The following is a 26,320-nucleotide window of genomic DNA, read 5'->3' on the forward strand; positions in this document are numbered from 1 at the left end:
TTTTAAATATAAGGAAATGTACGGTAAAATTAAAGAACATCTGCAAACTGAATTGCAGACAATTGAAGAAAACGGAATTTTTAAAAAAGAGCGTATCATAACTTCAGCTCAAGGTGCTGAAATTCAAATTTCAACAGGAGAGACTGTTTTGAATTTTTGCGCAAACAACTATTTAGGGCTTTCTTCGCATCCAGAAGTAGTTCAGGCGGCAAAAGATGCTATGGATACACACGGTTTTGGAATGTCGTCAGTTCGTTTTATTTGCGGAACTCAGGATATTCACAAAACATTAGAAAAAAAGATCGCTGATTTTTACGGAACAGAAGATACTATATTGTATGCTGCAGCTTTTGATGCAAATGGTGGTGTTTTCGAGCCTTTGTTGGGAGAAAATGATGCTATTATTTCAGATAGTTTAAATCATGCTTCTATTATCGATGGCGTTCGTTTGTGTAAAGCGGCTCGTTATCGTTATGAAAACAGCAATATGGAAGATTTGGAACAACAATTAATCAAAGCAAATGAAGCTGGAGCTCGTTTCAAATTAATTGTTACAGATGGTGTTTTCTCTATGGATGGTTTAGTTGCCCCGTTAGATAAAATTTGTGATTTAGCAGATAAATATGATGCAATGGTAATGGTTGATGAATGTCATGCTGCAGGTTTTATTGGTGCGACGGGAAAAGGAACTCTTGAAGCAAAAGGAGTAATGGGTCGTGTTGATATTATCACGGGTACATTAGGAAAAGCTTTGGGTGGTGCAATGGGAGGTTATACAACTGCCAAAAAAGAAATAATCGAGATATTGCGTCAGCGTTCAAGACCTTATTTGTTTTCTAACTCGTTAGCACCTGCAATTGTTGGCGCTTCTATCAAAGTTTTCGAATTGCTAGAAAAAGATACAACACTTAGAGATAAATTAGAGTGGAATACTAATTATTTCAAAGAAGGAATGAAAAAAGCCGGTTTTGATATTATCGATGGTGATTCTGCAATTGTGCCGGTGATGCTTTATGATGCAAAATTATCACAAACTATGGCAAATGAGTTATTAAAAGAGGGTATATATGTAATCGGTTTCTTTTTCCCTGTGGTTCCAAAAGATAAAGCTAGAATACGCGTACAGCTATCTGCGGCTCATACTAAAGCGCATTTAGACAAGGCGATCGAAGCCTTTACATTAACAGGTAAAATGTTAAAAGTTATATAATTACCACATTCAGTGAATTTTTGTAGGTTTTTTTTAACATTTCATTTTGTATTTAAAAAATTTGGTGTTACTTTTGCTTGTAATTAACTAAATTGTAATTAAAAAAATTAAGTATGAAACATCTTAACAAACTTTTAGTTGCTGTGATGATGGTGATGGGTTTAAGTTCTCACGCACAAGACAGTAACAATCCATGGGCTATCTCATTTGGAGTTAATGCCGTTGACACTAGAACAAGTTCTGGTTCAGGGAGTGGTTTCTTTGATCAACACTTCTCGCAGCCATTCGCTGTAAAAGACAACTGGAATATTTTACCTTCTTTATCTTACATTGGTGTGTCTAGATATGTTGGTAGTGGTTTCTCTGTTGGTTTACAAGGTTCTGTAAACAAAATTGATAAATTTGTAGTTTTTAATCAGCCAAGTTACGGACCTGTAGACGGAAGAGGTAATAGTGTTTACAATCCTGGAGACTTAATGTACTACGGAATTGATGCTACTATTAAATACAGCTTCCAAGAATTAATCAAATCTAAAGTGATTGATCCTTCGTTATCTGTTGGTGGTGGTTATACTTTCTTCGGAGATAGCAGCTACGGAACTGTTAACCCAGGTGCTGGTTTAACTTTCTGGTTTACTGATGCTATTGGTCTTGAATTAGCTACAAAATACAAATGGGCTGTTAGTGGAGATAGAGTAGATGCTTCTGGTACTCCAGATGCTGTTTCTCACTTCCAACATACAGCTGGTCTTATCTTCAAATTCGGAGGTAAAGATACTGACGGAGACGGAATCTATGATAAAGATGACGCTTGTCCAGATGTTGCTGGTTTAAAACAATTCAACGGATGTCCTGATACTGACGGTGACGGAATCGTTGATGCTTCTGATGCTTGTCCAGATGTATTTGGTTTAGCTGCATTAAACGGATGTCCTGATACAGACGGAGACGGAATTGCTGATAAAGATGATGCTTGTCCAGATGTTGCTGGTTTAGCTGCTTTAAAAGGTTGTCCTGATACTGACGGTGACGGAATCGCTGATAAAGATGATAAATGTCCTACAGTTGCTGGTCCAAAAGAAAACGGTGGTTGTCCTTTCTTAGACGCTGACAAAGATGGTGTTGCTGATAAAGATGACGATTGTCCTACAGTATTCGGTCCTGCTAGTAACAGAGGTTGTCCAGAAGTTACTTCTGAGGCTTTAGAAGATCTTAAAGTTCAAGCAAGAGCGGTTTACTTCAACTCAGGTAAAGCTACTTTCAAAACAGGAGATAAAGAAACTCCAGCTAGATTAGATGCAATTAAAGAAATCCTTAAAAACTATCCAAACGCGAAATTCTCTATTGAAGGACACACAGATAGTACAGGTTCTGCTAAAATCAACCAAAAACTTTCTGAGGACAGAGCTAAAGCTGTATTAGATGCATTAGTTCAAAGAGGTGTTAATCCAGAAAACTTAGAGTCTAAAGGATTTGGATCTTCTCAGCCAGTTGCAAGCAACAAAACTGCTGCAGGTAAAGCACAAAACAGAAGAACTGAAATCAGACACATTGGTTCTAAATACCAAGGTAAACTATAATTTACTTTGTAAATAATACTTAAAAGCCATTCTTAATTGAATGGCTTTTTTTATTTTTATAAAATGATAAATAATTCTTTTCTAGATAAAATTGCTGCCGTAGTTATTCAGAATTATGGAACAAAGCTTGCGGAAACAACCATCATCCTTCCTAATAAAAGAGCTAAAGTATTTTTAATTGATGCTTTGAAAAAAGAAACTCAAAAAACGATTTTATCACCTGAAATTATTAGTATTGAAGACTTTGTGCAAGATGTAGCTGCAATTCGTTCAGTAGATTCAATTGAGCTTTTGTTTGAGTTTTATGAAGTTTATTTATCTGTTACTGAAAAACAGCATCAGCAGTCATTTGAATTATTTGCTAATTGGGCAAAAACACTTTTACAGGATTTTAATGAAATTGACAGATATCTTCTAGACCCTGTTCATGTTCTTTCTTATTTGAAAGATATTGAGGATATAAAAAAATGGGGTATTGAAGTCGAAAACAAAACAAAACTTTTAGAAAAGTATATTGATTTCTGGAAACTTCTTCCTCTGTATTACGATTCATTATACAATCACTTGCTAAACAAAGGAATTGGGTATCAAGGATTGATTTATCGTGAAGCGGTTAATAATCTGAATCATTTTTCAAATACAGTTTCAAATCGATCTTTTGTTTTTGCTGGTTTTAATGCTTTAAATGCAGCAGAAGAAAAAATTGTACAACATTTATTGGCTTTGGATCAGGCGAAGATTTATTGGGATACAGATCAGACTTTTTTAAATGATCCTTATCACGACGCAGGCCTTTTTGTGAGACGATTTAAGGAGAGCTGGAAACATTACAAATCACATCCATTTGAATGGATTGTAGATGATTTTTCGCAATCCAAAAACATTCAGGTTATTGGTTCGCCAAAAACCATTGGCCAGGCAAAAATAGCAGGAAGTATTATTGAAAGAATAATTTCCGAAAACCCTGGAGGATCTTTGGATAAAGTGGCTGTTGTTTTGGGTGAAGAAAATTTGCTTATTCCTGTTTTGTATTCATTGCCTTCTTCTGTGGGAGCTTTGAATATAACAATGGGATATTCGGGAAAAAACAATCCGTCGCAAATATTGATTGCCAAATTGTTTAAAATGCATACAAATGCGCTTTCTCGAAAAGGCGAAAGTTATGTTTTTTATTACAAAGACGTTCTCGATATTTTGACACATCCGCTTGTCGCTCCATATGCAAATGCAAGTCATTTGGTCAAAATTATTAAAGAGAATAATTACACATTTATTTCTCAAAACAGAATAGTAGAATTAAATACGAATACTTCGCCTTTATTTGATTTGCTATTCACGAAATGGGAAAATAACTCACTAGCTGTTCTCGAAATTATCTCATCACTTTTGCTTTTGATCAAAGAGAATTTTGACAAAGATAACGAGGAGGAAAAAATTGCAAAATCCTTTGTTTATGCCGTTTTCAAAGTAATAAATAAGTTGATTAATTATTACACCAGCCACCATTATATTGACAATATTGATACGCTTCATGCAATTTATAAGCAAATTATTGATGTTGCCGAAGTTTCATTTGAAGGTGAGCCTTTACGAGGACTCCAGATTATGGGAGTTTTGGAAAGCCGTGTTCTGGATTTTGAAACTGTAATTATAACTTCAATGAATGAAGGGAAATTTCCAGCAGGAAAATCTCAAAATTCATTTATTCCTTATGATGTTAAACGTGAATTAGGATTGCCTACTTTTAAAGAAAAAGACGCTATTTATACCTATCATTTTTATCATTTATTGCAAAGAGCAAAAAATATTTATCTTATTTATAATACCGAAAATGATGGACTAGATGCTGGTGAGCGAAGTAGGTTTATTACACAATTAGAAGTTGAAAAACAGCCAAAGCATAACTTGACTTTTGATATTTATAATCCGGTTTTGCCTGCGACTGCGAGTCAGCCAATGGTAATTCCGAAATCAGAAGCGGTTATGGAACGCTTAAAAGAAATTGCTCAAGCAGGTTTTTCACCTTCGGCATTGACAAGTTATATTCGGAATCCGATTGATTTTTACTTTCAAAAGATTCTTCGCATTCGGGAAGTAGAAGAAGTTGAGGAAAACATTGCCTTAAATACGCTTGGAACAATTATTCATGAAACTTTGAAAGGTCTTTATGAGCCTTTTATTGGTAGGTTTATCTCAGAAGACGATATTAAGAATTGCTTTAAACTTCTTGATGAAGAAGTTTTGAAGCAATTTAAAGTGGTTTATAAAGAAGGTGAGATTAAAAAAGGTCGTAATCTTTTGGCTTTTGAAGTCGCAAAACGAAATGTTTTTAATTTTCTTAAAATGGAATTAGAGGCAATTAAAAATGGAGACGCAATTAAGATCATTGCTTTAGAGCAGACATACGAACGAGAGTTGATGCATTCAAGCTTGCCATTTCCTGTTCTTATAAAAGGAAATGTTGACCGCATTGAACAACGAAACGGTAAAATAAGAATTATTGACTATAAGACAGGAAAAGTTGAAAAAGCCAATGTGGTATTGAAAACTTGGAATGGATTGACGAAAGAGCTTAAAAACGATAAAATCATTCAAGTTCTGGCTTATGCGTTTATGTTTGAAAAGGAAGCAGGAGCAATGCCAATTGAAGTTGGTATAATTTCCTTTAAGAATTTGAAATCAGGATTTTTGCCTTTTGGATTTAAGGAAGAAAAAGAGTTGGATATGGTAGTTTCTAAAGAAATTCTGGATCTTTATCTACAAGAAATTGTTTTGCTTTTAAATGAAATTTTTGATGTTGCAATTCCTTTTGAAGAAAAAATAAACTAACAATGAGAAAGTTATCGAATATATTCGAGTTTTATAAAACGACATTGCCTTATAATTTGCTGTTTTGTGGCATTGCTGTTTTCTTAGGCGGTTTTGATTATTTCTTTATATTTTTTCTGAGTTTTGGTTTTTTGGCTAGTATTGGCTACAAAGAATTTTATCGTAAAAGTGATTATTTGTTTTATATAAATAATGGCGTTTCTAAAATCCAGCTTTTGGTTTTTAGTTATCTTATGACATTTTGCACTGCAGTTTTGTTTGGGCTTATAATTTTTTTAAAAAAATAAATTATTTTGAAGAAACATACTTTAGAAATCAGCGGAATCCAGAAAAGATTTGGTGAAAAAACAATTCTTTCAGATGTTTTTTTGAAATGTGAAACATCTGAAATTATTGGATTGCTTGGACGGAATGGCTCTGGTAAATCGACTTTATTGAAAATTGTTGCTGGACTTGAATCGGTTCCTGATCGATGCGTTCGAATCAATTCGGTTTCCTTAAATACTAAGAATGTATTGCTAAACGAAGTCAGTTATTTAGATCAAGATCAGTTCATTCCAAAGCATTTTTCTGTGCAAAAAGCAATTTCCTTGTCAATCGAAAAAGAGGAGAGAATAGCTTTTTGCGATGATGAGTTTATTAAAAGTCTTTTAAAGAAAAAAATCAAACATTTATCAGCTGGCGAATTGCGTTATCTCGAAATAAAAATGGTACTCAATAATCCTTCTTTGTTTGTTTTGCTTGATGAGCCTTACAATGGACTTTCTCCGTTGATGATTGAAATTATTAACGAAATGCTCAAAGCAAGCTTAAACAAAAAAGGAATTATCATTACGGACCACAACTATCATAATGTAATAAAAATCGCAAATAAACTCGTTTTGATAAAAGATGGAAAAACGCATCAAATAAAAGAAAAAAACGAGCTTATTGAAAAAGGGTACCTTACAAGTTTAGCCTTTTGAAAAACATGTTTTAATATTAGTATTTTTTAAAACATATTTATTTTCAGATTGTTACGGTATTTTTTTTGTTTTTTTTCTTTTCAATACAAAAAAATATAAGCTTCATCAATTTTGTTTTTAGACTAAATCTTGCTTTTTGATTCGACTTTGTTTTTTTGTTTTTTGACTAAAGAGCTAAAAAAGTTTTACTTCTTAGAAAGTTCAAGTGAAAGTCTAAAATCGGAAATGAATTTTATGGAAGAAAATGTTATGTTTTTAAATGAATTTCTTTTTTCTGTTGTTTTTTATTGCGCATCTTCTTTTTATAAAAGCCAATAAGTATGTGATAAATAAAAGTGATTCAAATGGTTACGTTTGAAGTTTTTTTAACAAGTGTTTATCGAACAATTATGTTAATTAAAATATCTTTGACGCTTCTTAAAAAGAATTGCAAGTCTGTTTATTTTAAGAACAATGATAGAGAAAACAGGTATTTGAATTTTAAAGTATCTGAAAATGTGGATAATGGGAATCTCCAACAAAGAATAATTAATAAAACAATTTTGGATTAACGAGAGCGACTTTGTCTAAATTAAGGAAAGACATTATTGCCAAATTATAATTTTTTGCCCCCACAAAAGGAAGAAAAGGCTGTTTCGATGTTTATTCGAAATGGCCTTTTCTGATTTTTAAAATCTTTATTTTTAATTGAAGAACTCGGATAAAATTGTTTTCAGTTCTTCTTTGTTTTCAATATGGCTCATGTGTCCATCTTCAAAAGAAATTAATTCTGCTGTTGTGTCTTCAATTTGAGAAAGACTTTCTTCGTAATTTAAAACGGGATCTTTTTTGCCTAAAATCAATAAAACCGGAAAACGATTTTCGTGCAAAAGCCATTCCCTGTCTTTTCGTATTTTCATTCCTTCAAGAGATGCGACAATTCCTTGCAACGGTGTTTTTAAAGCCTGTTCTTTTACTTTTTCAATTTCATTTGTCAAACGAATTCTGTTGTTTTCACTAAATAAATTCGCAATAGCAAGACTCACAAAACCAATATAATTCTGTTTTACAGCTTTTATAGCACGCGTTCGGTTTAGTTTTTTCTCGGCGCTGTCTTCTTTGGAAGTTGAATTAAGTAAAACTAATTTTTGAATTTTCTGCGGATATAATTCGGCGAAAGCCAAACCAACATAACCGCCCATTGAATGTCCAAGAATAATTGCTTTTTCGATTTTTAAATGTTCCAAAACTTCGTTTACAGCATTGGCATTATCTTCCATTTCATGAACATAACCTAAAGAGTCAGATTCGCCGTGGCCCAATAGATCAATTGTAATTATGCGATATTTTTCTGAGAAAAGATCAACATAATCTTTCCACATTTTTTTGTTTTCTAGAAAGCCGTGAAGTAAAACTATTGTGTTTCCAGTTCCAAAATCTGAGTATGATATTTTGGTATTTTTATATAAAAGCGTTTTCAAACTGAAGATTTTTTGTTGTGAACCACAAAGTTAAGAAAGCTTAAGGGAAATATCTTGATGTCTTGATTTAATTGGGAAATCTTTAAAACAGATATAAATTTATTTATATCAAATTCGTGTTTGAAATAAAAAAAATGGCTTTCGTTTCTGAAAGCCATTCTAAATTAAAATCGGTTATCGCCATCTAGAAGATTTCCTAATCCGCCAAGCAAGCTTCCTTCATCACGGCTGTTTCCACCAGATCTTGGTGCCGAGGCAATAATTCGGTCCGCCAATCTCGAGAATGGAAGTGACTGTATGTAAACCGTTCCCGGACCTTTTAGAGTAGCATAAAATAATCCTTCGCCGCCAAAAATTGAATTTTTGATGCCACCAATAAATTCAATATCATAATCTACATCTTTGGTAAAACCAATAATACAGCCCGTATCTACTTTTATGACTTCGCCGTGGGCTAATACTTTTTTAGCCATTGTTCCGCCAGAATGTACAAATGCCATTCCGTCTCCTTCTAGTTTCTGCATGATGAAACCTTCACCGCCAAATAAACCGCGTCCTAACTTCTGAGAGAATTCGATTCCGACAGAGACGCCTTTGGCAGCGCATAAAAATGAACTTTTTTGACAGATAAATTTGCCTTGAAATTCGGTTAAATCAATCGGAAGGATTTTTCCAGGATAGGGCGATGCAAATGAAACTTTACTTTTGCTGTTGCCTTGGTTTAAAAATGCTGTCATAAACAAACTTTCTCCAGTAAGCACTCTTTTACCTGCATTTAAAAGTTTACCAAACAAACCAGAACCCTGTTGCTGAGAACCGTCTCCAAATATGGTTTCCATCTGGATATTGTTTTCCATCATCATAAAACTGCCAGCTTCGGCAATTACAATTTCTTGTGGGTCCAGTTCTATTTCGACATACTGCATTTCTTCTCCAAAAATTTGGTAATCTATTTCGTGCGCTTGCATAATTTCTAAATTTTTTGTTTTTAAAATTAGACACAAAATCCTGTAGAATGTTACAACATTTAGTGTACTTCGACTGTTTTTAAGAACATTATATGATTTTGTTATTTTAAATTAGTCTTAATTATGTTTTTTATTGCTTTAAATTCTATATTTTTGCACCGTTATTATATTTTATCAGAATGGCATTAGTTAGTGATTTGACCACCAAAGTATTATTTGAAACCGAAAAAGGATACAGTTATCAATGTGATTTGACCAACAGCATAATTATCAATTTTGTTGATACAGTGTCAAGTTATAAAATTCAAGATTTTTTGATTTTTCAAAGAAAGGTTAATAGCGTTGACATTCTTAACATGCTTTATGATTTGTCTGACCACTCAGATGCGCAGTTGATTGAAACTACCAAAAGAAATTTTTCCAGAAATCTTACCATCTGCGAAATAGTGCAGTTGAGAGATTTATTAAACGGAACAAAATTTACCCTTACATTACATTCTATGCTTTGCAATATTGTCAATGTAGAGCTTATTTAGATTCTTACTTAGATTAAATCCAAATTTTCAAGGGGTTACAGTTGCCGTCTTTAATTTTTGTAATTTTACACGTATAAAAATTAAAGGTTATGAAAGATTTACTAAGAACAAGTACTTCATTAGTTGAAGGAATCGAAAATATATTGAACTTACAGGCAAAATTAGAAAGCGATGCTTCTAATAAATATTTAGCTATGGCTGCATGGTTAGATAGAAATGGTTATGCAAATACAGCATCTTATATGTACAAGCAAGCCGAAGAAGAAAGAGAGCATTTTCTAAAAGTTTTCAAATATATTACAGACATGGGAGGGATTGCAGTTACGCCATCTGTTCCAGAAGTGCAACAAGAATTTGCTTCTTTTAGAGAAGTATTCGAAATTGCTTTGCAAAACGAAATTGCAGTTACACAGGCAGTCAATAAAGTAATCGCAAAATGTAGAGCGGAAAATGACTATGCTACAGAAGATTTTATGATGTGGTACGTAGCTGAGCAAAGAGAAGAAGAGAAAAACGCAAGAAGAGCTTTAGAACTTTTTGAATTAATCAACGGAAACGAAGCTGACGGCAAATTTCAATTGGATGTTCAGATTTCAAAAATCGGATAATAAACGATTTATATAAAAATAAAAAAGCCCTTAATAACATTAAGGGCTTTTTTATTTTTATGATTTTAAAAACGAATTAATATCCGAGAAGTACTTTTCTCTTGCATCCAGCCATCCGTAATGCTTGGAATGCTCCAATAAAATTAGTTTTGAATTTGGAAAAGTCTTTTGTGCCAATTCTCCAATTTCATTGCTTATAATATCTTCTTTTCCCTGAATAATCAGAACAGGATTTTTGAAGCTTTTCAATTTGGCTTTACAGTCAAAATTCATTTGTTGCATATTAGACCACAACAAACCATTTATTGTCGAATTTCCCTGAGTTAATCTTTCAGCAATTATCGGAATATATTTTCGATCGTAAACATAAGCCGGCGCCATTGCTCTTCCGCGCGCTAAACGAGCGTTGTGAGAAGTGTCGCCTTTTTCGATTTTATCATTCCAATAATCCATCGAATCTTTTTCGACTTTGCTTAGATTTTTTTCAATCAAATTTGGGCCTTTCAATAAACTCAAATCAAGACCTCCTGAAGAAGATAAAACCAATTTATCAATACTATTTGGGTAAACTGTGGCGTAATAAGAACCCAACATTCCACCAAAAGAATGTCCAAGAATATTCCATTTTTTGATTTTCAGATGTTTTCGCAATGATTCAATATCATCAGCCATTATCTTCATCGAAATGGTTTTAGAATCTATTTTTGAAAGCTTCGATTTTCCGGTTCCTCTTTGATCGTAAATAATCGTTTGTTGGTTTTCAGCCAAAACTTTTGCCATATCCTCAAAACCATTACTATTCATTCCCGGTCCGCCATTTATAATTAAAAGTGGTTCACCTTTTCCGAATGTTTTGTAATACGTCTTGCTTCCATCATTATTTACTGCATAACCTTCGGTTTGAGCGAAAGTATTTGCGGTAATAACTAGAAAAAGGAATAGAAAAATCTTTTTCATCAGGAAATTATTCATTCATCAACGTTTCGATTTCGTCAACTTCAACCGGAATATTACGCATTAAGTTAAAAGGCGCACCTTTTTCCTGAACAACAACATTATCTTCTAAACGAATTCCGAATTTTTCTGCTGGAATATAAATTCCAGGTTCAACTGTAAAAACCATATTCGCTTTCATAGGTTCGTGAAGCAAACCATAATCGTGCGTGTCAAGTCCCATGTGGTGCGAAGTTCCGTGCATGAAATACTTTTTGTACGCTGGCCATTCTGGGTTTTCGTTTTGAACATCAGCTTTGTCTAATAAGCCTAAACCAAGCAATTCCGAAGTCATGATTTTACCCACTTCAACGTGGTATTGTTTCCAAAGCGTTCCTGGAGTCAACATTGTTGTAGCTTCATTTTTAACTTTCAAAACCGCATTATAAACCGCTTTTTGACGCTCAGAAAAACGTCCCGAAACCGGAATCGTTCTTGTCATATCACTAGAATAATTAGCATATTCAGCCGCAACGTCTAACAAGATCAAATCGCCGTCCTTACATTGTTGATTGTTTTCGATATAATGCAAAACATTAGCATTATTTCCAGAAGCAATAATTGGCGTATAAGCAAAACCTTTAGAACGGTTACGGATAAATTCGTGCGCCAATTCGGCTTCGATTTCATATTCCGTAACATTTGGTTTTACAAACGAAAGCAATCTGCGGAAACCTTTCTCCGTAATATCACAAGCATGCTGAATCAAATCGATTTCTTCGCTTTCTTTTACAGAACGAATACGCTGTAAAATTGGATTGCTTTTCGCAACATTATGTGCAGGATAACGCTCTTTCCACCATTTTACAAAACGAGCTTCGCGGGTTTCAGTTTCAACTGTTGCGCGGTAATGTTCGTTTGTATTGATGTACATCGTATCAGCATACGTCATCATTTCGTTCAAAATTTTATGAAAATCCTGTAACCAATAAACTGTTCTGATTCCAGAAACCTGAAAAGCACGTTCCTTGCTTAATTTTTCGCCTTCCCAAACTGCAATATGATCGTTAGTTTCTTTCAAGAAAAGAATTTCTCTTTGGCTTTCATAAGGTGCATCCGGAAACAAAAGCAAAATACTTTCTTCCTGATCGACACCGCTCAGATAAAAAATGTCACGGTGTTGTGCAAACGGCAAAGTACTGTCGGCACTAATTGGGTAAATGTCATTTGAATTGAAAACGGCAACCGAATTAGGTTTCATTTCTGCCGTGAATTTTCTGCGGTTTTTTACAAAAAGAGCGCTGTTTATTTGATGATATTTCATAATAACTTAATTTTTGAACTTCGAATTTCAAAATTAGTGATTTTTGAAGAAGTGGCGCACAGTTGATTTCTTAAAGTTTTATTATTTGTTTTGGTTCTAATTGTTGAGTGTTTTTTAACCGCAAAGAACGCTAAGGTTTTGCGCAAAGTTCACAAAGTTTTTAGGTAATATTGTCATTTCGACAGAGGAGACTCGAGCGATAGCGAACAGACGAAGTAAATCTTCGCAAGTAACTCGACAAAGATTAATAAGTACAAAGTTTTGTCATCTCGACGGAGGAGAGATCACACTAGAAACTCGACAAATATTATCGGTTTTGTCTCGCGCAGATTTGGCAGATTCCAGAGATTTTTAATCTCAGCAACTTAGCATCTTAGAAACTTAGTATCTTAAATATGGGCATGCCCCTCCGGGTCGGGCTTTCGGCTATATCTTTTATTCCGTCCCGATAGCTATCGGGACAAATAAAAGGATACCGCCTCTATCCCTCACGCTTTTAGTTTCAGAATAAGTTTGTTATTTACGACGGAAAAAATCTAATCGATTCTGGTATTTTGTATATTGGCTGAAACTAATCCATTAAATATATGTTTGAAAACTTAAAAACTTTTCGTCAAGATTTTTATATTCTCTTTGTAAGTAGTTTAGCCGTAATTTTAGTGATGGAAATCTACTTAATTCATCAACCTGAAATATTTAAAGGTGCAGAAATTATAGGTTTAATTGTTTTGAAATTATGTTATTCAATAATGGCATCCGTTGTTTTTTATTTTTTTTTCCGTTCACTTAAGAGAAGAGAAGAAAAGAAAGCAAATATTGTCTTTGTTAATAAGTCATTTGGATAAATTAAAATCAATTAAAGATGTATGGTTTTCGGAATTATATTTTATTGCATATAATAAAAGTAAAGGTGAATTAAATTGGCCTAGTAAAGATTCCTTTATAGAAAATTATTATCCATCTTCTGAAGAAATTTCTATAATTGCAAGATGTACACCACTTAATCTAACTAGATCAGGCGATTCAAATTGGATAGATAGAATAAATAAATTAAAAAACGAAGTTCAGCCGTTGTGTGAAGAAATTTTTCTTTTAGGTAATAATTTAAAAGGCGATGAGATATCTTTAATTGGTAAGTTAAAAATATGTCAATTGTTTTTAAAAATAGCAGTATATAAATTTAGATCAGATGAAGTGTTAATTGATAATGATAATCTTAGTTTTCTAGAGCCAGAATTAATAAATTTTTTAAGTTTATATAAAGAGATTGAAATAGGTATATTGAAAAAAATAAAATAATTTATAGCAAAGATTTGAAATCCGTTCTAGCAACGAAGTTTATGAACTCAAATATCAAAATCAGAAAAATCAAAATCAGAGATTTAGATTTTATCTACAAGTCAATCTGCGAACTAGAAAATGAAGTTTTAGATTTCGAAGTTTTCAAAGAAATCTTCAATGAAAACATTTCAAACCCAAAAAATCTTTATCTAATTGCCGAAAATGAAAATGAAGGTTTAGGATTTATTAGTTTTCACACCCAGAACCTACTACATCATTGCGGATTAGTTGGTGAAATTCAGGAATTTTTTATTCATCAAAAATTTCGTGGTCAAGGTGTTGGAAGATTATTAATAAATGAGATTTTGAATTTTGCAGAGCAGAATAATTTAAAAAGTATTGAAGTAACGACGAATAAAAAACGAGTTGAAAACGTAGCGATTTATGAGAATCTTGGTTTTGCTTTGAGTCATAATAAGTTTACGATTTATAAATAATTAGGATATTTTTTAACCGCAAAGCCCGCCAAGGTTTACGCAAAGTTCGCAAGGTTTTGTGTTCAAAGCTTTGCGAACTTTGCGCTTATCCAGTATAACTTAAGAGTGAAAATTCTTTGCGTACTTTGCGGTTAAATTTTAAAGATTGAATGGAAACTTTTTTAAACCAATGAAAATAGAAAAAGCCAACATACTCGACAACCAAATCCTAACAACGATAACCAAAAAGTCAAAAGCATATTGGGGATATTCTGCAGAACAAATTCAAAAATGGGATAAAAGTTTAACCATTTCGCAAGATTATATTAGAAACAATAATACGTTCAAATTAATAGACAACAATTTGATTCTAGGTTATTATTCTTATCTTTTTGAAAATGAAAAGACTGTAAAACTTGATAATTTATTTATCTTGCCGAAACATATTGGAAAAGGATTTGGAAAACAGTTGCTTCTCGATTTCTTAAGCCGAATGAAAGAAGAAAAAATAGAAAAAATCATACTCGATTCAGAACCAAACGCCGAAAATTTTTACGCTAAAATGGGATTTGTAAAAATTGGAGAATTCGAAACTTCTATAAAAAACCGTTTCATGCCCATTATGGAAATGAAACTTTAAAAATTGAAATAAAAAAAGTGAAACAGCTAAATATTTCCATAAAACATAATCTTGTAATCGGTTTGCTGATTGGTTTATGGCTTTTCATTTTTGCCTTTATAATAAAACCTTTTGACGACGGAACTATAAATTTCAGGGCTTGGTTCTTAATCAGTTTTGGTTTTAGTGTAATGGCGTTTTTATGTTATAGTCTTTTAACTCTTATCCAAAAAAGCTTTTATGGAAGAATAGGAAAATGGAATATTAGTTTAGAAATAATAGCCATTTTTTTATTTCATATACTGTATTTGATTGGAGTTTTTGCCTTTTACAAAAGTCCAATTTTAAATGGAGGATATACTTTTTCAGAATTCTTTTCGATAATTTTTATAAAAGTCGCTTTGATTTTGACTCCGGTAATTATTCTGGCAAGAAGATATTTAATCAAATTTATTCCTGTAAAAGATGATGTCTTAATTATCAAAGGAGAAAATAAACTAGACATTTTAAAAATCCAGAAAGCAGATTTGGTTTGCGTCTCAAATGCACAAAATTATGTCGAAATTTTTTATACCGAAAACGGAAAACTAACATCAAAACTATTGCGGACTTCACTCAAAAACATGCAGAAAGATTTTAGTTTTTTAATGCAAATTCATCGTTCGCATTTAATAAATCCATCTCATTTTAAATCTTGGAGAAATCAAAATACCATTGTTTTGACTCAAATCGAACTTCCGGTTTCAAAAAATTATAAAGAAACTTTATTGGCATTATAATTTCGAGTCTAAAACAAAGTATAAATGAAGTTGAATTTAATTTGTATTTTCGTTCTTGTAAACGACTCAAACATAACAATTGAATAAAAATCTAAAATACCTTCTTTCGTTCTTTCTGGTTTTCACCATGATTGCGACAGATTGTACAATAGATTCTCAATCAAAATCAGTAGCATATTATCAGGTTTCGCAAGTCGCTTCAGGCAGAGAATTAGATTTTGCAACTTCTCGTTTATATATTTTTAACCAATTAAAATCGGGAGTTAAAACTCTGTTTTTAATTCCGGTTACTTATATTCAATTAAAAGCTGTTTTTAGTTTTAAAATTCAGATTAAACTAAAATGGCAAAAACTTCTTCATCAAAAAATAAATTCATTTCTAAAACAAGCTGTTTTTGCAAATGAAATAATCACTTCAAACATTTCATATAAAAGTTTATACACTGCTTAAGAAATTTTATTTCTGAGCCTTTATGTCTTTTTTAGGCATAAAATGATAAAATAATGTCTAATCATTTATCATTTTCAAAATGTATAAACAAAATAATAATCGTTTAGAAAAGTCTAAGCGGCCACTTCTTCATTGGATAAAAAGAAAATTTATAATTATAATTACAGCCTTTATGTTAGGAATGGCAAACGGAATGCATACGGAAGATGCCCGAATTAAAGGAAATCAAAATTATACTGAACAGCATAAGAAGGATTGATCCCTTGTTGTTTAACCGCAAAGACCGCAAAGGTTTTTTTACGATGTCTAAATAAACGCAAAGTTCGCAAAGCTTTGTGTTCAAAAAAAAGCACAAAGCTTTGTGAACCTTGCGTAATCCTTTGCGATCTTTGCGGTTAAATTTAAAACGCATAAAAAAACCGAAACATCAAGCTTCGGTTTTGGAATTTGGTACCGATAGCTATCGGGAGGAATTTCTTAATCAATCCATTTATAATATCTCGCTCCAATCAAAACTGGAATTTCTTTTTCAATTCGGTCTAAAATCCATTCGTTTTTTGGAGTTCTTACGCTTTGTTTTTGTTCTTTTTTATGAAGACTTTCGTAAGTGTTGAAATCAATTTCTACGCTTTCAGCCAAGTTTTCAAAAAGCTTCACATTTTCTAAAGCTAATTTCCATTCTGGTTGAATCGTTCCTTCAAAAACTTTCGATTTAGATCCGCTTCCATAAGCTAGGAAACCAAATTTAGTTCCGGCAACTTCTTTGTTTGTATCATAAAAATGAGCCAAAGTCGACAACAATCCCATGAAAATAGAACCTGTATAAAGATTTCCAATTAAAGAAGATGCTAATTCAGCAGGCTGTAATTTCTCGGTTACAAAACTTCTGTAGTCCTCGGATTTTGCTACTTCTTTAATTTTTGTCTGATAATCTGCAGGTGCAATATCATCAGCAATAATTTTTTCGGCACTATCTAAAGCATAAATTTCAGATAACATTCTTCTTCCCTGGAAAGAATATGGCAAGTGCATTACAATACTGTGCCAAGTGTTATATAAAGTTTCAGTCGTATTTTTTAATTTTTTGAATGAAAAGTAAGCATTTCGCGTACGATCCATGTAACATTGGTTCGAATATTGTCCGTCAAAAACCGGTTGATCTTTGTGGATTTCGATTTCGGCTTCTAAATTGTCAAACCAAGAATCGTTGTTGGTGTTTTTTGTGATTTCTTCTTTAGCGATAGTTCTGTACGGTTTGAAAAAGTCAAAAACACCTTTTGTACTCGTTGCCCAATTGTCATCAAAAGCAATAATTTTCGGATTTGCAGTTACTAACATGGCAACGGCTCCGGCACCTTGCGTATATTCTCCACCAGAATTTAAATCGTATTTTGCGAAATCAGTTGCAACAACAATTGCTTTTTTAGTCGGATTCAGTTTTACAAAATCAAGACAGTTTTGTAAAGCGTCAACACCGCCAATACAGGCAAAAGTAAAATCTACAACATCGCATTCTGCTAATGAATCTTCTCCAAATTTTTGCTCCATTAAATTAATTAAATAAGAAGCAATTGGTTTTGAACTGTCGATACCGCTTTCGGTACCAACATAGATTCGGCTTATTTCGTTTAGGTTGATTTTATTATCAGTGATCAGTTTGGTTAAAGCATTTGCTCCAAAAACAACGGCATCCTGATGAACATCTGGAAAGGTCATTTTTAGTAATCCAAGACCTTTTTCTAATTTTTCTGGTTCAATATTTCTGGCAACCGCCAAAGTTTTTATGGGTAAATGTATGTTTGCTACATCATAAGAGATAGCATCAATTCCTGTTTTCATTCTTATTTTTTTGAGCCGCTAAAGGTAAAACTATGTTATGGAATGACAATTTTTTGCTTAGATAAAATTAAGTACAGCTGGCACTTTTGAAGAAAACAAATCAAAACTTTGAATAAAATAACAATATGATAAATTTTTAGTAATCTGAATACGTATTAAAATTGGGAGAAAGTGACTGTAAAGCAATTTTTTAGATTTGCTATACTAAATTTCTACGTAAAAATACGTATATATAGTCTATTTTAAAATGATTATAAATAACAACGAAATGGTTGTAGTTCTTTTGTATTTGAGTTATTTTTGTGTAATTTTTTAAAACAAACTACTTAACACTTATGGCACAATCTGCACAGTTGAATGCTTCCATCTTAAAGAAAGTGGCTATGGCTCTTTCGGGAATATTCTTAATCACGTTTTTAGCGCTGCATGTTTCCTTAAATTTTATTTCTATAATTAGTGAAGATGTTTTTAACGAAGCTTCTCACTTTATGGGATACAATCCGCTGATCCAGTATGTAATGCAGCCAGTTTTGGCATTTGGAGTAATTTTCCATTTTGTAATGGGATTTGTACTTACGGCTCAAAACAGCGCAGCAAGACCAATTGCTTATGCAAAATACAACGGAGCTGCAAACGCTTCTTGGAGTTCTAGAAATATGATTATTTCTGGATTGGTTATTTTGGCTTTCTTAGGATTGCACTTTTATGATTTCTGGTTTCCTGAAGTTACCTATAAATATATTGCAGGTACAGCACCAGATGCTACAAGGTATTATGGAGAGTTAGTTCATAAATTCCACGATCCAATTCGTACAGGATTATATTGTGTGGCTTTTGTGCTTTTAGGTTTCCACTTATGGCACGGGTTTGCATCTTCTCTTCAATCTGTAGGGATGCACAACAAATATTCTAGATTTTTAAGTAAAGTAGGTTACTGGTTCGCAGTTGTAGTTCCAGCTCTTTTCATAATTATCGCATTATTTCATCATTTCAATAATTAATATCAATTATAATGGCATTAGATTCAAAAATTCCAAATGGTCCTATAGCGGACAAATGGACAAATTATAAAGATCATATTAATTTAGTAAACCCTGCTAACAAACGTAATTTAGATATTATTGTTGTTGGTACAGGTTTGGCTGGAGGTTCTGCGGCAGCTACTTTAGCTGAGTTAGGATATAACGTAAAAGCATTTTGCTTTCAAGATTCACCTCGTCGTGCGCACTCTATTGCGGCACAAGGTGGTATCAACGCTGCAAAAAACTATAAAGGTGATGGTGATTCAATTTACAGATTGTTTTATGACACTGTAAAAGGGGGTGACTACCGTGCACGTGAGGCAAACGTTTACCGTTTGGCTGAAGTTTCAGGTAATATTATTGACCAATGTGTGGCTCAAGGGGTGCCATTGGCTCGTGAATATGGCGGACTTTTAGATAACCGTTCTTTTGGAGGAACTTTGGTTTCTCGTACATTCTACGCACAAGGACAAACAGGACAGCAATTGTTGTTAGGAGCTTATTCTGCAATGAACCGTCAGATAGGTCGTGGAAAAATCAAAATGTACAACCGTCACGAAATGCTTGACATTGTAATCGTGAACGGAAAAGCGAGAGGTATTATCGCTCGTAACTTAATCACTGGAGAAATAGAAAGACATTCTGCTCACGCGGTAGTAGTTGGTTCTGGAGGATACGGAAACGTATTTTTCCTTTCAACAAATGCTATGGGAAGTAACGCAACAGCAGCTTGGAAAATTCATAAAAAAGGAGCGTTTTTCGCAAATCCTTGTTATACACAAATTCACCCAACATGTATTCCGGTTTCAGGAGATCACCAGTCAAAATTGACTTTGATGTCTGAATCTTTACGTAATGACGGTCGTATTTGGGTTCCTAAAAAATTAGAAGATGCTCAGGCTATCCGTGAAGGAAAGAAAAAAGCAACAGATTTATCTGAAGACGAAAGAGATTATTTCTTAGAAAGAAGATATCCAGCTTTTGGTAACTTAGTTCCTCGTGACGTTGCGTCTCGTGCGGCTAAAGAAAGATGTGATGCTGGTTTTGGAGTTAACAAAACGGGTGAAGCGGTTTACTTAGATTTCGCAGCGGCAATTAAACGTTACGGAACTGAAGATGCTTATGTAAAAGGTTTAGATGATAAAGATAGTGCTCTTGTAACTAAATTAGGAGCTGCAATCGTGAAAAGTAAATACGGAAACTTATTCCAGATGTATTACAAAATCGTTGACGAAGATCCTTATACTACACCAATGATGATTTATCCAGCGGTTCACTACACAATGGGTGGAACTTGGGTTGATTATAACTTAATGACTACAATTCCTGGATGTTTCTCAATTGGAGAGTCTAACTTCTCTGATCACGGTGCAAACAGACTTGGAGCTTCTGCTTTAATGCAAGGTTTAGCTGATGGATATTTCGTATTACCTTATACTATCGGAGATTATTTAGCTCCAGATATTAAAATGGGAGAAATTTCTACAGACTTACCAGAATTCGTTGAAGCTGAGAAAGCAGTTGTAGATCAAATCAATAAATTTATCAATAATAACGGAACACATTCTGTAGATTATTTCCATAAAAAACTTGGAAAAATCATGTGGAATAAAGTAGGTATGGCTCGTAACGCTAAAGGTTTAGCTGAAGCTATTGAAGAAATTGCTGCTTTACGTGAAGAGTTTTATAAAGATGTAAAAGTTCCTGGAAACGCTAACGAATTTAATCAGGAATTAGAAAAAGCAACTCGTGTTGCCGATTTCTTAGAATTAGGAGAATTGTTTGCGAAAGATGCTTTACACCGTAATGAATCATGTGGAGGTCACTTCCGTGAGGAGTACCAAACAGAAGAAGGAGAAGCACTTCGTGATGATGATAACTTTGCATACGTTGCGGCTTGGGAATACAAAGGAAAACCAAGTGATGCAGTATTACACAAAGAACCTCTTAATTACGAAAACATTAAATTAGTTCAAAGAAGTTATAAATAAGAATTTGGTCGAAAGCCAAAGTCTTAAAGTCAAAAGGCAAAATGTGCCAAGCGACTTTCGACTTTCGACTTTATGACTTTCAAACGAAAAAGGTATGAAACTTACATTAAAAATATGGCGTCAAAAAAACGCTCAAGATAAAGGAGGGATTGTAGAATATCCTATCGATGGAATCGAACCAGATATGTCTTTCCTTGAAATGTTAGACGTTCTTAACGAAGGTTTAATCAACAAAGGGGAAGAGCCAGTAGCATTTGACCACGATTGTCGTGAAGGAATCTGCGGGATGTGTTCTTTATTCATTAACGGTGAAGCGCACGGACCAGACAGAGGTGTTACAACATGTCAGTTACACATGCGTATGTTTAAAGATGGTGATACAATTTTTATCGAGCCATTTAGAGCAAAAGCTTTCCCAGTTATTAAAGATTTAGTTGTTGATAGAACTTCTTTTGACAGAATTCAACACGCTGGAGGATTTATCTCTGTAAATACTTCAGGAAATACAATTGATGCAAATACAATTCCAGTTAATAAAGATGATGCGGATAAATCATTTGATGCTGCTGCTTGTATTGGTTGTGGAGCTTGTGTTGCGACTTGTAAAAACTCTTCAGCAATGTTATTCGTTTCTGCAAAAGTTTCTCAATATGCATTATTGCCTCAAGGTAAAGTTGAAGCAGCTGACCGTGTTTTAAACATGGTTCACCAGATGGATTTGGAAGGTTTTGGAAACTGTACAAATACTGGAGCTTGTGAAGTTGAATGTCCTAAAGGAATTTCTCTTGAAAATATCGCACGTATGAACCGTGAGTATTTAGCAGCAAGTTTAAAAGGATAATAATCTTTTTATATAAAATTAAAAGGAGCTGTCTCAAAAAGACAGCTCCTTTTTTTTGTAAGCTTCGGAGAAGCGAAATATTTATAGCTAAGAATAGATGTTTGTATTATAAAGCTCCAGCGGAGCAACATATGTTGTAAATAGTGAAAAATATGTCGCTCCGCTGGAGCTTTTTCAATATGTCTAATTGAAATTCTATAAATATTTTACCCCGCTGGGGTTTTTGTAAATTCCATCCAGTGAAATGAATTATCTTTTTTATTGCTATTCATGATACAATTGCGATGCACTTATTTCCTGTTTTTCTTTTCCTTCCTGTTGTATAAAACAGCTTAAAGTTGTCCCGCCAATCTGATCAAAATAGCTGATGTTGATTTTATGAAAACCTTTCTCCAATTTTACCACGCCATAAGCTTCATTTAGCCAATGAACGCCGTCGTTATTCACAACTAATTCATTATCTATAAAAAGCTTCGATCCGTCATCTGAAAGCGTTGAAATCGTATAATTTCCTGTTTCTGGAATAAAGATGTATCCGTCAAATTTCAAACCGATATAACGTTCTGTTTTCGTTTTCCATTTTTCACTGCTGATTGTTCCTTCAAATATTCCTGAATTGACAGGTTTTGCAAGTTCTAAATCCTGAACTTGCTGAAATGTTCCGGTGTAATAATCATATTTCAAACCCTTTTTAGTTGGTTTTATAGCTAAAGCCGATTTTAAATCAGGGTTTCTGACCAATATTTTGCTGATAGAACTTCTGCGTCCGCTTGGACTTATTTGGACAGTTTTTATAGTTCTATATTCGCCTTTAGGAATATTTATGGCTACTGGTTTGGTATATAGTTCGGCCGTTTCATCAGGATTGTAACCATCAATAGTGTAGAAAATCTGCCCGTTTTTGATTGTTGGTTTTAAATCTAAAAGATATTTTGATGCAATTACAGCGGTTTCATTAGATCCAAAAGGTGTTGGAACTTTGTAAAGTCTTTTTTGCTGCTCTAATTTTTCTAAATGATTCGGCATCTGATTCAAAATAAAATGATTGTAGTTTTTATTTTGAGGTTGCGTCCATGCAATTTCTGCCAAAGCAAATAATCTTGGATAAAGCATGTAATTTAATTTCGCCGGACTTGTTAAATATTCCGACCAAAGATTCGACTGAACGCCCCAAATGTATTTCTGTTCTTCAACAGTCAAGCTGTCTACAGGAGTTGGATTGTAATTGTAAATTTTTTCAACTGTAGTCAATCGGCCAATTGTTAAAGGTTCTTGAGGCGAATATCCTTGATTGTAATCCAGATACAAAACCTGCTCTGGATTCATGATTACATTATGTTTTTGTTTAGCAGCGCTGATTCCACCCGATTCGCCTCGCCACGACATTACAGCTGCATTTGGTGCCAATCCGCCTTCAAGCATTTCATCCCAACCCAGAATTTGTCTGCCATTTGCGTTTAGAAATTTTTCGATTCGGGTTGTTAAGTAACTTTGTAATTCATGCTCGTTTTTCAAACCTAAATCCTTGATTCTTTTTTGGCAATTCGGGCATTCTTTCCATCTTGCTTTCGGACATTCGTCTCCGCCAATATGAATATATTTACTTGGGAATAAAGCCATAACCTCGGTTAAAACATCTTCTAAAAAAGTAAAAGTTTCCTCTTTTCCAGCACAAAAAATATCTTCAAAAACGCCCCAAGTTTCTACAACTTTGTAAGTTCGTTCTGGAAAACAAGATAAATTTGGGTAAGCGGTAACTGCTGCAGTTGCGTGACCCGGCATTTCGATTTCTGGAATAATATTTACATAATGCGCTTCGGCAAATTTTACGACTTCTTTGATTTCTTCCTGATTATAAAATCCACCATACGGATTTCCATCAAAAAAAAGTGGTGATCTTTCAAATTTATTTCCGACTAAAGTCTGTGCTCTTTTAGAACCGACTTCAGTTAATTTTGGATACTTTTTTATTTCAATTCTCCAGCCTTGATCGTCTGTTAAGTGCCAATGAAAGTTGTTTAGCTTATAACTAGACATTTGTGCAATAAAATCTTTTATAACATCAACAGAGAAAAAGTGACGGCAAACATCTAAGTGTAATCCTCGGTAAGCGTATCGTGGCGTGTCTTCAACGGTTATGATAGGCAGTTTTATTTCCTTTTTATCTGATGGTTTATTTGGCAAAAGCTGTAAAAGACTTTGAACGGCATAAAATAATCCTTCTTCAGAACCTGTGACAATTATTTTTTTGGAAGAAATAGAAATTTTATAAGACTCTTTACTTGCCAATGGACTTTTGGAAATAAACAAAACTTCAATTGAACTCTTTTTTGCAGGCAGATTTCCATTTACTGCCGCTTCAAAAATTTGTGCTGTTTTAAGTTCTTTTGTGCTGTACTTATTGTTTTCAAAAACAACTTTTATTTGTCCGTTCAAACTTATGCTGTCGCCAGTCGCTTTATATAAATTTGGAGCAGGAATAATAGAAGTGTTCTGAGTAGCGTTTTGAGCTTTTCCGATAAAACAGCAAAATAATAAAAAGAGAAAGATGTTATTTTTCATGGCTGGTTCTAAGTCAAGTATTGTGGTTTTTGGTAAATTTAATATTTGGAAATTTCTTTTTGCAAAAAATATGCAAAACATTTTAATGTTTAAATGTCTTTAAAATAGCTTAGTTAACTTTTTTATTACATTGTGTTATAATTTGTTTCGCAATAATATTGCATTATTTGTTTACATTTGTTTAAAAAATATATTGGCATGAATAATGAAAATGAAATGATAAATTACACTAAGGAAGAACGAAAAAATCTTATTTTAAAAGAGATTAACCTGCACACTCGTGTAAGTTTTGAAACACTTTCTGCCAAATTATTTGTTTCAGAAGATACTGTCAGACGTGATATTAATGAACTTGAATCAGACTCTTTATTGATTAAGGTGAAAGGTGGCGCGATGACAAAAGCGTACCATCATTCTTCATCAAATCAGACTTATGCTGGCGAATCAAAACAGATTATCGCTCAAAAAACCTTAGGACTTCTTCGCGACGGAATGGTTTTACTGATTGGAGGCGGAACTACAATTAGAGAATTTATCCGTTTAATTCCGAATGATTTAAATCTTACTATTTTTACTGTCACTGTTTTGTCTGCAGTTGAACTTCTAGACAAACCAAATGTCAAAATTATCATGATTGGCGGCAGTATTTCCTCTTACAGCCAAATGTGCGTGAGCGGCGATGTCTATAATCAATTGGCTAATATTAAAGTTGATTTATTAATATTAGGTACTAATGCCTTGGATATCGAAGGCGGTTTCTCAGATTCTGACTGGGAAACAGTTCAGGTTAAAAAAGCAATGATTCAGGCTTCTGAAAAAACGGCAATTTTGACTATTTCTGAAAAATTAGACTCCGTTTTAAAAATGAAAATTGCCAACTTATCTGAAGTTGATTATGTGGTTACCGAAGTTGATCCGAGTGACGAAAAATTAAAATCGTATAAGAAGGCAGTTCCAAGTTTAGTTTTTATTTAATCCCAGTTTTTCATTAAAAAATTAATCCAGTTCTGGTGAAAGATTTTATCTAAATCTTCATCAGAATATCCGTTGTTTTTAAATATCGGAACCAATTTTTGCAAATCGGCAATCGTGTTTAAATCATAAGGCGATTGTTCGGTACCAAAAGCGCCGTCAAGATCTGAACCAATTCCGATATGATCTGCATTTCCTGCCAATTGGCAAATGTGATCCATATGTTTAAAAACGGTTTCTAACTTGCAGTTTGTTCCTTTTGGAGTAGAAACGCCTCTTTCCCAATTTGGAACTAGCATCCAAGCATCTAAAGCGCCTCCAATAACCGCACCTCTCGAAATTAATGCTTTAATCATTTCATCGCTGTATTGTCTGTTATGATCAACCAAACTTCTGCAATTATTATGGCTCGCCCAAACTGGCCCATTATAATGATCTAAAGCTTGCCAAAAAGCGTCATCACATAAATGTGTGGCATCCAAAATAATATTCAAACGCTCCATTTCTTTTAATAAATCAAGACCGTTTTGATTCATTTTTCCCGTCGCATCCGTTCCGTTTGCATAACGTCCGGGGCCATAATGTGCCGGGCCAATGGCGCGTAATCCATAATTGTAAGCTTTCTCTAAGTATGAAATGTCAATAATAGAATCGGCGCCTTCTAAACTTAGAATATATCCAATTGGTTTTTTATCATTTGGCGTTCCGTCATTCCATAAATCAATTTGTTTTTGAAGCGATTTTTTATCTGTAATCTGTGTCATTTCTCCAGCTTCTTCCATGGTTTTGTACCATGTAATTTGACCTTGAGTTTGTGCCCAAGCCTGTTCAGGAGAATTCCATCCGGGAATGATGCTGTCCGGTTTTACAAATCGTGCAATTTGAGTCGCTACAACAATCCCGATATTACCGCGTCGCAAATCAGGAAATGAAACCGTCGCACGTTCGCGGTCTGGTTTATCTGTCATTCCTTTTTCTAAATGACGTAAAGTTGGAACATCATTTCGTAAATCTCTATTCCATTCCATCGCATTCATGCTCAGGTCTAAATGGGCGTCTAGTATAAACATATTC

24 protein-coding genes are annotated in these 26,320 nt (G+C 33.6%); 17 read left to right on the forward strand and 7 right to left on the reverse strand.

Going from position 1 to position 26,320, the window contains the following annotated elements:
* Positions 1-16 precede the first annotated feature (16 nt).
* The 5 genes from kbl (at position 17) to RB619_RS11960 (ending at position 6,584) form a co-directional block, all read left to right on the forward strand.
* The gene (gene kbl, locus RB619_RS11940) at positions 17-1,210 is read left to right on the forward strand and encodes a glycine C-acetyltransferase (RefSeq protein ID WP_308097705.1); all 1,194 of its coding nucleotides are present in this window, start codon (positions 17-19) and stop codon (positions 1,208-1,210) included.
* Between the two features lie 113 nt (positions 1,211-1,323).
* Positions 1,324-2,790, forward strand: a complete 1,467-nt coding sequence (locus RB619_RS11945; protein WP_308097707.1) for an OmpA family protein — start codon at positions 1,324-1,326, stop codon at positions 2,788-2,790.
* 63 nt (positions 2,791-2,853) lie between these two features.
* Positions 2,854-5,619, forward strand: a complete 2,766-nt coding sequence (locus tag RB619_RS11950) for a PD-(D/E)XK nuclease family protein (protein WP_308097709.1) — start codon at positions 2,854-2,856, stop codon at positions 5,617-5,619.
* A gap of 2 nt (positions 5,620-5,621) precedes the next feature.
* Positions 5,622-5,906, forward strand: coding sequence for a hypothetical protein (locus tag RB619_RS11955; RefSeq protein ID WP_308097711.1), 285 nt, complete (start codon positions 5,622-5,624; stop codon positions 5,904-5,906).
* Positions 5,907-5,912: 6 nt separating this feature from the next.
* A complete protein-coding gene (locus RB619_RS11960) occupies positions 5,913-6,584 on the forward strand; it encodes an ATP-binding cassette domain-containing protein (RefSeq protein ID WP_308097713.1) in 672 nt (223 codons plus the stop codon).
* A gap of 683 nt (positions 6,585-7,267) precedes the next feature.
* On the opposite strand, the gene RB619_RS11965 is transcribed toward RB619_RS11960, so the two are convergent.
* Together RB619_RS11965 and RB619_RS11970 are read right to left on the reverse strand one after the other, a co-directional pair.
* Complete coding sequence (locus RB619_RS11965) at positions 7,268-8,044, reverse strand: alpha/beta hydrolase (protein ID WP_308097715.1); 777 nt, start codon at positions 8,042-8,044, stop codon at positions 7,268-7,270.
* A 164-nt stretch (positions 8,045-8,208) separates the two neighbouring features.
* Positions 8,209-9,012 carry a TIGR00266 family protein gene (locus RB619_RS11970; RefSeq protein ID WP_308097717.1) on the reverse strand — a complete coding sequence of 268 codons (804 nt, stop codon included), beginning with the start codon at positions 9,010-9,012 and terminating at the stop codon, positions 8,209-8,211.
* Positions 9,013-9,191: 179 nt separating this feature from the next.
* Here RB619_RS11970 and RB619_RS11975 point away from each other — a divergent pair, with 179 nt between their 5' ends.
* Together RB619_RS11975 and RB619_RS11980 are read left to right on the forward strand one after the other, a co-directional pair.
* On the forward strand, positions 9,192-9,548 hold the full coding sequence (locus tag RB619_RS11975) for a hypothetical protein (protein ID WP_115887521.1): 357 nt from the start codon (positions 9,192-9,194) through the stop codon (positions 9,546-9,548).
* An 89-nt stretch (positions 9,549-9,637) separates the two neighbouring features.
* Entirely contained in the window at positions 9,638-10,156 is a 519-nt protein-coding gene (locus tag RB619_RS11980; RefSeq protein WP_264553155.1) for a ferritin, read from the forward strand.
* Between the two features lie 57 nt (positions 10,157-10,213).
* Here the strand turns inward: RB619_RS11980 and RB619_RS11985 are convergent, their stop codons facing one another.
* Positions 10,214-11,128 (reverse strand): alpha/beta fold hydrolase, encoded by a 915-nt coding sequence (locus tag RB619_RS11985; RefSeq protein ID WP_308097722.1) that lies wholly within the window; start codon positions 11,126-11,128, stop codon positions 10,214-10,216.
* The gene (locus RB619_RS11990; protein WP_308097724.1) at positions 11,121-12,413 is read right to left on the reverse strand and encodes an aminopeptidase P family protein; all 1,293 of its coding nucleotides are present in this window, start codon (positions 12,411-12,413) and stop codon (positions 11,121-11,123) included. Before RB619_RS11990 ends, RB619_RS11985 begins: the two co-directional genes overlap by 8 nt.
* Positions 12,414-13,000: 587 nt before the next feature.
* Between RB619_RS11990 and RB619_RS11995 the strand changes: the two genes are divergently transcribed.
* From RB619_RS11995 to RB619_RS12020, 6 genes are all read left to right on the forward strand, one after another.
* Positions 13,001-13,258, forward strand: a complete 258-nt coding sequence (locus RB619_RS11995) for a hypothetical protein (RefSeq protein WP_308097726.1) — start codon at positions 13,001-13,003, stop codon at positions 13,256-13,258.
* Positions 13,251-13,712, forward strand: a complete 462-nt coding sequence (locus RB619_RS12000; protein ID WP_308097728.1) for a hypothetical protein — start codon at positions 13,251-13,253, stop codon at positions 13,710-13,712. The genes RB619_RS11995 and RB619_RS12000 overlap by 8 nt, the downstream gene beginning before the upstream one ends.
* 41 nt (positions 13,713-13,753) lie before the next feature.
* Positions 13,754-14,191, forward strand: a complete 438-nt coding sequence (locus RB619_RS12005) for a GNAT family N-acetyltransferase (RefSeq protein ID WP_308097729.1) — start codon at positions 13,754-13,756, stop codon at positions 14,189-14,191.
* A gap of 169 nt (positions 14,192-14,360) precedes the next feature.
* Complete coding sequence (locus tag RB619_RS12010) at positions 14,361-14,810, forward strand: GNAT family N-acetyltransferase (protein ID WP_308097732.1); 450 nt, start codon at positions 14,361-14,363, stop codon at positions 14,808-14,810.
* Between the two features lie 17 nt (positions 14,811-14,827).
* A complete protein-coding gene (locus tag RB619_RS12015; RefSeq protein ID WP_308097734.1) occupies positions 14,828-15,568 on the forward strand; it encodes a LytTR family DNA-binding domain-containing protein in 741 nt (246 codons plus the stop codon).
* A gap of 79 nt (positions 15,569-15,647) precedes the next feature.
* Entirely contained in the window at positions 15,648-16,019 is a 372-nt protein-coding gene (locus RB619_RS12020) for a hypothetical protein (RefSeq protein ID WP_308097736.1), read from the forward strand.
* Positions 16,020-16,496: 477 nt separating this feature from the next.
* On the opposite strand, the gene RB619_RS12025 is transcribed toward RB619_RS12020, so the two are convergent.
* On the reverse strand, positions 16,497-17,858 hold the full coding sequence (locus tag RB619_RS12025; RefSeq protein WP_308097739.1) for a hydroxymethylglutaryl-CoA synthase: 1,362 nt from the start codon (positions 17,856-17,858) through the stop codon (positions 16,497-16,499).
* A 335-nt stretch (positions 17,859-18,193) separates the two neighbouring features.
* Between RB619_RS12025 and RB619_RS12030 the strand changes: the two genes are divergently transcribed.
* The 3 genes from RB619_RS12030 (at position 18,194) to RB619_RS12040 (ending at position 21,712) form a co-directional block, all read left to right on the forward strand.
* Positions 18,194-18,859, forward strand: a complete 666-nt coding sequence (locus tag RB619_RS12030; RefSeq protein ID WP_142451542.1) for a succinate dehydrogenase cytochrome b subunit — start codon at positions 18,194-18,196, stop codon at positions 18,857-18,859.
* An 11-nt stretch (positions 18,860-18,870) separates the two neighbouring features.
* On the forward strand, positions 18,871-20,871 hold the full coding sequence (locus RB619_RS12035) for a fumarate reductase/succinate dehydrogenase flavoprotein subunit (protein ID WP_308097742.1): 2,001 nt from the start codon (positions 18,871-18,873) through the stop codon (positions 20,869-20,871).
* Between the two features lie 94 nt (positions 20,872-20,965).
* On the forward strand, positions 20,966-21,712 hold the full coding sequence (locus RB619_RS12040) for a succinate dehydrogenase/fumarate reductase iron-sulfur subunit (protein WP_308097743.1): 747 nt from the start codon (positions 20,966-20,968) through the stop codon (positions 21,710-21,712).
* Between the two features lie 264 nt (positions 21,713-21,976).
* Here RB619_RS12040 and RB619_RS12045 read toward each other — a convergent pair whose 3' ends face one another.
* Complete coding sequence (locus RB619_RS12045) at positions 21,977-24,274, reverse strand: family 20 glycosylhydrolase (protein ID WP_308097745.1); 2,298 nt, start codon at positions 24,272-24,274, stop codon at positions 21,977-21,979.
* A 198-nt stretch (positions 24,275-24,472) separates the two neighbouring features.
* On the opposite strand from RB619_RS12045, the gene RB619_RS12050 reads away from it, so the two are divergent.
* A complete protein-coding gene (locus tag RB619_RS12050) occupies positions 24,473-25,249 on the forward strand; it encodes a DeoR/GlpR family DNA-binding transcription regulator (RefSeq protein WP_308097747.1) in 777 nt (258 codons plus the stop codon).
* On the opposite strand, the gene RB619_RS12055 is transcribed toward RB619_RS12050, so the two are convergent.
* On the reverse strand, positions 25,246-26,316 hold the full coding sequence (locus RB619_RS12055) for a membrane dipeptidase (RefSeq protein WP_308097749.1): 1,071 nt from the start codon (positions 26,314-26,316) through the stop codon (positions 25,246-25,248). The two genes, RB619_RS12050 and RB619_RS12055, sit on opposite strands and share 4 nt — an antisense overlap.
* Positions 26,317-26,320: the final 4 nt, after the last annotated feature.

The sequence above is a fragment of the Flavobacterium sp. LHD-80 genome (genome assembly GCF_030929605.1).
Lineage (GTDB): Bacteria > Bacteroidota > Bacteroidia > Flavobacteriales > Flavobacteriaceae > Flavobacterium.